General features: G+C 44.6%; 5 protein-coding genes and 1 pseudogene. 5 read left to right on the top strand and 1 reads right to left on the bottom strand.

The annotated features are described in order from the left end of the window. Positions 1-433: 433 nt before the first annotated feature. Positions 434-1,114: a hypothetical protein gene (locus JCM10512_RS07590; protein WP_044161853.1), complete on the bottom strand. Its 681-nt coding sequence runs from the start codon at positions 1,112-1,114 to the stop codon at positions 434-436. Positions 1,115-1,283: 169 nt separating this feature from the next. On the opposite strand from JCM10512_RS07590, the gene JCM10512_RS07585 reads away from it, so the two are divergent. From JCM10512_RS07585 to JCM10512_RS07565, 5 genes and pseudogenes are all read left to right on the top strand, one after another. Further along, positions 1,284-2,036: a polyphosphate polymerase domain-containing protein gene (locus JCM10512_RS07585; protein ID WP_044161877.1), complete on the top strand. Its 753-nt coding sequence runs from the start codon at positions 1,284-1,286 to the stop codon at positions 2,034-2,036. Between the two features lie 12 nt (positions 2,037-2,048). Beyond that, positions 2,049-2,726, top strand: coding sequence for a DUF4956 domain-containing protein (locus tag JCM10512_RS07580; RefSeq protein ID WP_044161851.1), 678 nt, complete (start codon positions 2,049-2,051; stop codon positions 2,724-2,726). Between the two features lie 18 nt (positions 2,727-2,744). Further along, on the top strand, positions 2,745-3,500 hold the full coding sequence (locus tag JCM10512_RS07575) for a DUF2490 domain-containing protein (RefSeq protein WP_044161849.1): 756 nt from the start codon (positions 2,745-2,747) through the stop codon (positions 3,498-3,500). 19 nt (positions 3,501-3,519) lie between these two features. Then, the gene (locus JCM10512_RS07570; protein ID WP_044161847.1) at positions 3,520-5,505 is read left to right on the top strand and encodes a carbohydrate-binding domain-containing protein; all 1,986 of its coding nucleotides are present in this window, start codon (positions 3,520-3,522) and stop codon (positions 5,503-5,505) included. A 108-nt stretch (positions 5,506-5,613) separates the two neighbouring features. Beyond that, positions 5,614-6,869: pseudogene (locus tag JCM10512_RS07565) on the top strand (sensor histidine kinase). Position 6,870 lies beyond the last annotated feature (1 nt).

The following is a 6,870-nucleotide window of genomic DNA, read 5'->3' as shown; positions in this document are numbered from 1 at the left end:
AGTCTACGGGCTTTTCCGTAGCAAACAACTTAAGCCGGATTCAGTAGCAGCCAACGTAGGTTGGCCGATTGAATAATTAGGTTGGCTGATCGGCCGGCATAGGTCATCTGTCCGGCAACTTAGGTTGGCTAGCTAAATTGCTGCTGTGCGAAAGCAGAAATAGTTGCTTGTCTAGGGTTTACTGGTTCTCAAACTTTAGGCAGCTGAATCGACATGGGCAGAGAAAAGCTGAATACAAAAACGCTGAAGGCTGAAAGCTGTGATCCTATCTAACTTTCAGCCTTAAATGCTTTTATACGAGTTGATTAGGTCTTAAACTGAAACCTGAAAGACAAAATCACAACCTTTTGTTTAGCTGGTTTAATCCGGATTTTCAAGCTATGATGATACTTTTGAGTGTTAGCGCATTCGTTTATCAAAACGGTTTGTCTTTTTAGAAGCTAATGCCGAATACAAAATAGACTTGTTCTTCGTAGGGATTGGCTATTAGTTTTCCGGACACAGGGAGCGTAAAGTCGGACGTTATTTTCAACTCTTTCGTTGCCGAAAATCCAATGTTGACCACGTTGAATTTATCGGAATACATACCCTCCCAAGGAGTGAGTCCGGCTTCAATGTTCATATCTACATCTCTCACGCGAAAAGGATAGCTCAATTCGAAGTAACTCGACCAGGCACGTTTCCCATTTTCCCGATAATCATTCCCTGCGAACGTGGTATACCAACTTGCGGAAAGTGGGAAGCTTTCGCATAGTAAGTATCCGGCGCCTACTTCGAAGGTATGGCCTGTGGAGTGTGCGTTGTATTTGAAATATTTGAAAGGTTCTTCTTCGGTTTGCGTAAAGTAGTTGTTTGCGTATAAAGTCAGATACTTATATGAATACGCTAGAGATAGATCTATTTCATTATTCTTGTTACGGAATTCTGTAGATCCCCATACATAGGCGGTCAGGCCTTTCCAAGAGAGACCCAGTGACGGCTGAATGGCTGCATTGCCGCTATCCGAACCACGCCAGATGTAGCTGCTTACAACATCGGCATTCACAAATACGGTTTGAGCTTGTGCGCAAATGGCACTGCACAGAAGGGCAAAGCATAGAACTGTTTTTTTCATTTTGTTGGTTTGTTGTTTTCGGGCGACAAAGATACACATTAAATAGAGAAATAAAATATCCCTGTTCGTTGATAAGAATAGCCTGTTCGCTGATTCTTTTTTCTCCTTTTTCTTTTTAGTCATACATTTGTAACATAACCGTCACATCATTCGTATGACTACAGCTGCTATGACATCTATACTTTCAGCTTTCTCACCCGTTTCACTGGAGGAGATGGGGAATATACGTTTGATGAATCGCACGGATACTAAATATCTGGTATCGTTGCCTACGCTGCGGGAAATTCTACTTTATGCGACCGAATATTACCGAATACAAGAAGTAGACGGAGAACGGGATATAGCGTATCATACAATTTATCTTGATACGCCTGCTTGTGATATGTATCAGGCGCATCAAAACGGACGTAAGATTCGTGAGAAGATCCGGGTACGGACTTATGTCGATTCCGGACTTACCTTTCTGGAAGTGAAGAATAAGAATAATAAAGGACGCACGGATAAGAAACGGATTCGGATTCAGGGGATAGATACCTTGGCTCTTGATGGAGGTGAAGAGTTTTTGCAGCGCTGTGCATGGTATGAATTGTCTGCTTTGCAACTACTGTTGGAGAATAATTTTCATCGCATAACCTTGGTTAATAAGGCGATGACCGAACGTTTAACAATTGACACGAAAGTTGCCTTTCGACATTTGCTCACCGGAGCAGAGGCCGATTTGGATAATCTGGCTATTATCGAACTCAAACGCGATGGTAAGTCGGCATCACCGATTGCTGAGATTTTACGGCAGCTTCGTGTGCGTCCTTCGGGAATCAGCAAGTACTGCATAGGAGTGGTGTTGACCGATAATGGGGTGAAATACAATTGTTTTAAACCCAAGTTGCGGATGATGCGCAAGATCGCAAAGGAAATAATCTAAAATCAAAAAAATATGTTTGACGAACTAAATGACCTCTCATTGATGGATTCTCCTTTGATAGCTGTATCGGGCTTCTGGGAACTATTAATACGCTTCTTTTTTAATTGGCTGGTGGTTTCGTGCATAATCCACCTTTTCTATTATCCCAAGAGTAAACGTCGCGATTATTACTTTACGTTTACCTTGATCAGTATCAGTATCTTTTTGATGATCTTCCTCTTGGGGAGCGTCAAACTTAAGATAGGCTTTGCATTGGGTTTATTCGCGATCTTTGGTATCATTCGCTATCGGACAGAATCGATGCCTGTGCGCGAGATGACTTATTTATTTGTTATCATCGCCATCTCGGTAATTAATGCGTTGGCGGTAGATATCAGCTATTCTGAATTGTTGTGTACAAACTTACTCTTTATATTTAGCATTTGGATTAGTGAGAGTAACCGTTGGCTGAAACACATCTCCTGCAAACTTATTATGTACGATCGAATCGATTTTATCAAGCCTGAACATGAACAGGAATTATTGTCGGATTTGCGCAATCGGACAGGGCTTGATGTCATTCGGGTTGAAGTGGGCCACATTGACTTTCTACGTGATTCGGCTATGCTGAAAATCTATTATGAACCGGTGAAGGATGAGATTAACTCCATTGAGGGGCTTACCCGGATGCCGAAAGAAAATGAGTCTTAAAACGAATACCGCTGAGAGATGTATAAACAAGAATTTTTGCTGAAAGTACGATGCTTGCTTGTCGGTCTTTTTGTATTGGCCATGCCGGACATACTTTATGCCCAAGAGGATGATTTTGGTGTTTGGACGAGTGCCGAAGTAAAGAAGAAGATCTTTCCCGGGTTGGATGCCTCGCTTGAAGGGGAGTTTCGTACGAGGGACGGACTGAAAACAGTGGAACGCTGGTCAGGCTCCGCAGGTTTGTCTTATAAGATGCTTCGCTGGCTGAAAGCGTCGGCCGACTACTCCTATATACGATATTATCAACCGATGGAGGTGACGGGTAAAGGAAACTATATTCCGGAGTATTGGCAGCCCAAGCATCGCTTGAGTATCTCTTTGACCGGGAAAACCGATTGGAGACGCTTCACGTTTTCGCTTCGTGAACGTTGGCAATATACGTATCGGCCCAGTCAGTCGGTACCGAAGTTCGATGGCGACGATGGCAGTCCGAAGAGCGATGAGTATATCAGTGGAAAAGGAAGGAACGTATTGCGTTCCCGCTTGCAGGTGGAGTATGATATTCGTAAATCAGCCTTTACTCCGTATACCTCGCTTGAATTGTCTCACTCGTTGAGCAATGGAGCGTATGAAAAGATGCGGTGGACGTTAGGCACTGAGTGGAAATTGAGTAAGCGGCATGCGATTGATTTCTACTATTTGTATCAAAACAAAACGGATGACGATGAGGCGAATGGTCATGTGTTGGGTGCGGGATATTCGTTTAATTTTTAAATCGATTGTAAGAAAGATTATGGAAAAGAATGTATTGTTTACAGTGGTAACTACACTCATGTTCGTATTGATTAGTTGTACCACTGAGCCATTTACCAGTGATGAAAACGATGGGACATTGGTTGAAGGGGAGCCGGGAACGGGAACTCAGCCTGAGCCGACAGTGCCTGAAGCGTCGAGCGGCTTGTTAAATTTCACGGTCGCATTTGATGCGGGTGACCAAGCTACGTACGGTGGAATGACGGAAACTGTGGTGACCGATTCGAACGATAGTAACTTCGACGACTTTATTGAGAATTCTACTTTCTCCTCGGCGGTTACCATTGTGTACGATGGTACTACCGCTACGGTTACAAACGGGGTGTCCGGGGTGACTGTTGCTCAGAATGGGGCACATGTCACCGTTACTTCTACCGCTAAAGAAGTTGAGTATGTGTTGAAAGGCGCTACTACGAACGGATCATTTAAAGTATATAGCGAAAAGAAGTTTAAGCTTTCGCTGGCAGGAACTTCGATGCTGAATCCGACAGGAGCGGCGATTAATATACAGTCGTCCAAACGTGCATTTATTGTTTGTACGGACGGAACGACGAATGCGCTCTCCGATGGGACAACGTATACGGCGGTAGATAATGAAGATATGAAAGCCTGTCTTTTTAGTGAAGGACAAGTAATATTTAGCGGAAAGGGCACGTTGTCTGTAACGGGAAACTGTAAGCATGCCATCGCAAGCGATGATTACGTACGTTTTCGGAGCGGGTGTAATATCACAATTCCGGCAGCGGTAAAAGACGGTGTTCATACCAATGAATCGGTGATTATCGGTGGTGGGGTGATCAACATATCTTCCGCAGGTGATGCCATCCAATGCGAAGAGGGAGGAATTACGATGACGGGAGGCTTCGTTAAGTTAGCGACCACGGAAAATAAAGCTCATGGGTTGAAGTCCGCTCTGGATTTTGTGATGAGTGGCGGGGGGGTACAAGCCCAAGTGGCAGGAGCGGCTTCGAAAGGTGTTTCGTGTGATGCTAACTTCACGATGACAGGCGGAAAGATCACTGCGCTTACTTCTCAAACGGCCCTTTATGAGGATGGAGATCTTACTTCTTGTGCGGGGATTAAGTGCGATGGGAACTTGCTCATTAGCGGAGGAGAAGTCAATCTTAAAAGTACCGGTGCGGCCGGTAAGGGGATTAGCTGCGATGGAGCGATTACGATTAGCGGTGGTACGGTAAGAGTGATAACTACCGGTACTCAATGTGTGTACAACCGTCTCGACTCATCTGCGAAAGGGATCAAGGCGGATGGGGCTTTAACGATCGAAGGTGGAACCGTACTGGTTAAAGCTACCGGTGGAGAAGGGAGCGAAGGCATTGAAAGTAAAAGTGCATTGACTGTCAATAACGGTACGATTGCCGCACTCTGCTATGATGATTGTATGAATGCCAGTAAGAGTATTGTAATCAACGGCGGAACGATCTATTGTTACAGTTCCGGTAATGATGGCATCGACTCCAACGGCACATTAACCATTACCGGTGGAGTGATTGTATCTTCCGGTACAACCGCTCCTGAAGAAGGTTTCGACTGCGATCAGAACACGTTTAAAATTACAGGCGGGATTATACTGGGAGTTGGTGGTGCGACTAGTACACCAACGTCGAGTGTTTCGACACAGCGTAGTGTTATTTACAACGGTTCGGGAAGTGACGGGCAGTATATTAGTATTCAGTCGGCAAGCGGAACGAATATCCTGACTTATCAGATACCCCGCTCTTACTCTCGGATGACACTGCTGTTCAGTAGCCCGAATCTTGTTGCGGGTAGCTATACCATTTACAAAGGAGGAGCCGTTTCGGGTGGTACGGAGTTTTTCGGACTTTATACCGGAACGAGTTATTCCGGTGGTACTTCAGCAGCCACCTTTACTTCCAGCTCGATGGTTACCACGGTCGGTACTTCGACTAGTGGTGGGGGAGGAGGACCCGGTGGTGGCGGTTGGTAAGCAATCGTCGGATACGAATTATTAATCTGTAAAACATCCCCTTTGGTCGATTTCTTTTGCGGAAGATCGATTGAGTGGATAATTTTGTATCGGTAAAGAAGGTCGAATATGAAACGTCTACGCAAACAACAGCTATCCGAGCAATTTATTTATCTGGCTATTTGGCTTGCCGTCTTCCTTGCGCCTTTGATAGGCGCCTATTACGTTGTCAATAGCGGGGTTTATGGGCAGAGTATGTGGCAGGAAGTCTTCAGAGCCTGGCGTAGCATTTTACCTTTTTTCCTGTTATTCTTAGTGAATAATTATTTGCTGGTCTCTCGTTTTTTGTTTCGCAAGAAGTATCTGGCTTATGCTACTTGTCTGGTTGCACTAATCGCTCTCTCTTTTATTATTCTCCCGACTCCGGTTCGCAAACACTTTCCCGGAGAGTTTGCTAAAAATAAGCCGTTTGAGCAACGGATGGATAATAAGGAACGTATGGAACGGATGCACAAAGAAGGGGTTCCTTCGCGTGGAGACCGTCCCGATTCTTTATTCTTAGACGAGAGTAAGGAGCCTCCTCCCACAAACAACAGGGGAAGACGAGCGGATCAAATGCCACAGAAGCAGTTTCGCGGAGAACCCTCAGAACCTTTTCTGCCCGAGGGTGGGCCTCCTCTGCGGTTTCCACCCTTATTCCCTTTTATTCATATTATTACCGCATTCTTATTAGTCGGGTTTAATATCGCCATTAAGTTGTTTTTCAAATCTTTGCGTGATGAAGAAACGTTGAAAGAGTTGGAAAGGCAGCATTTGCAGTCCGAATTGCAATATCTCAAATATCAGATCAACCCGCATTTCTTTATGAATACACTTAACAATATTCATGCGTTGGTGGACATTGATGCTCATAAAGCGAAGAGTTCGATTATCGAATTATCCAACTGATGCGTTACATACTGTATGAAGCGAGTAATAATACGATTCAACTGTCCCGGGAAGTACAGTTCCTGACCAACTATGTAGCGTTGATGCGATTGCGCTATATCGATAAAGTTGCTATACGGATGGAGCTTCCGCCGGAAATACCCGATGTGCAGATTCCGCCTCTGCTGTTTATCTCTTTATTGGAGAATGCGTTTAAGCATGGAGTTAGTTACCGGGTAGAGTCATTTGTCGAAGTGATTATGCAGCTTGAAGAGGGAGGGAGCCGGATTTCATTCCGTTGCCGAAACAGTAATCACGGAAAGGCCGGGGAACAGCATCATGGCATTGGCTTAGAGAATGTGCGTAAGCGTCTGAAACTTCTGTTTGGGAATGCCTATACGCTGTCTATAAAGAAAGATACAGCTAGTTTTGAAATATTACTTATTATACCCTTATAAT

The sequence above is a fragment of the Bacteroides reticulotermitis JCM 10512 genome (assembly GCF_000517545.1).
GTDB classification, from domain to species: domain Bacteria; phylum Bacteroidota; class Bacteroidia; order Bacteroidales; family Bacteroidaceae; genus Bacteroides; species Bacteroides reticulotermitis.
This window is presented reverse-complemented; position numbering and strand designations above follow the sequence as displayed.

Coding starts and splice junctions, on each gene's coding strand:
- JCM10512_RS07590 (WP_044161853.1), bottom strand. CDS start 1,114: ATGAAAAAAACAGTTCTATGCTTTGCCCTTCTGTGCAGTGCCATTTGC.
- JCM10512_RS07575 (WP_044161849.1), top strand. CDS start 2,745: ATGTATAAACAAGAATTTTTGCTGAAAGTACGATGCTTGCTTGTCGGT.
- JCM10512_RS07580 (WP_044161851.1), top strand. CDS start 2,049: ATGTTTGACGAACTAAATGACCTCTCATTGATGGATTCTCCTTTGATA.
- JCM10512_RS07570 (WP_044161847.1), top strand. CDS start 3,520: ATGGAAAAGAATGTATTGTTTACAGTGGTAACTACACTCATGTTCGTA.
- JCM10512_RS07585 (WP_044161877.1), top strand. CDS start 1,284: ATGACATCTATACTTTCAGCTTTCTCACCCGTTTCACTGGAGGAGATG.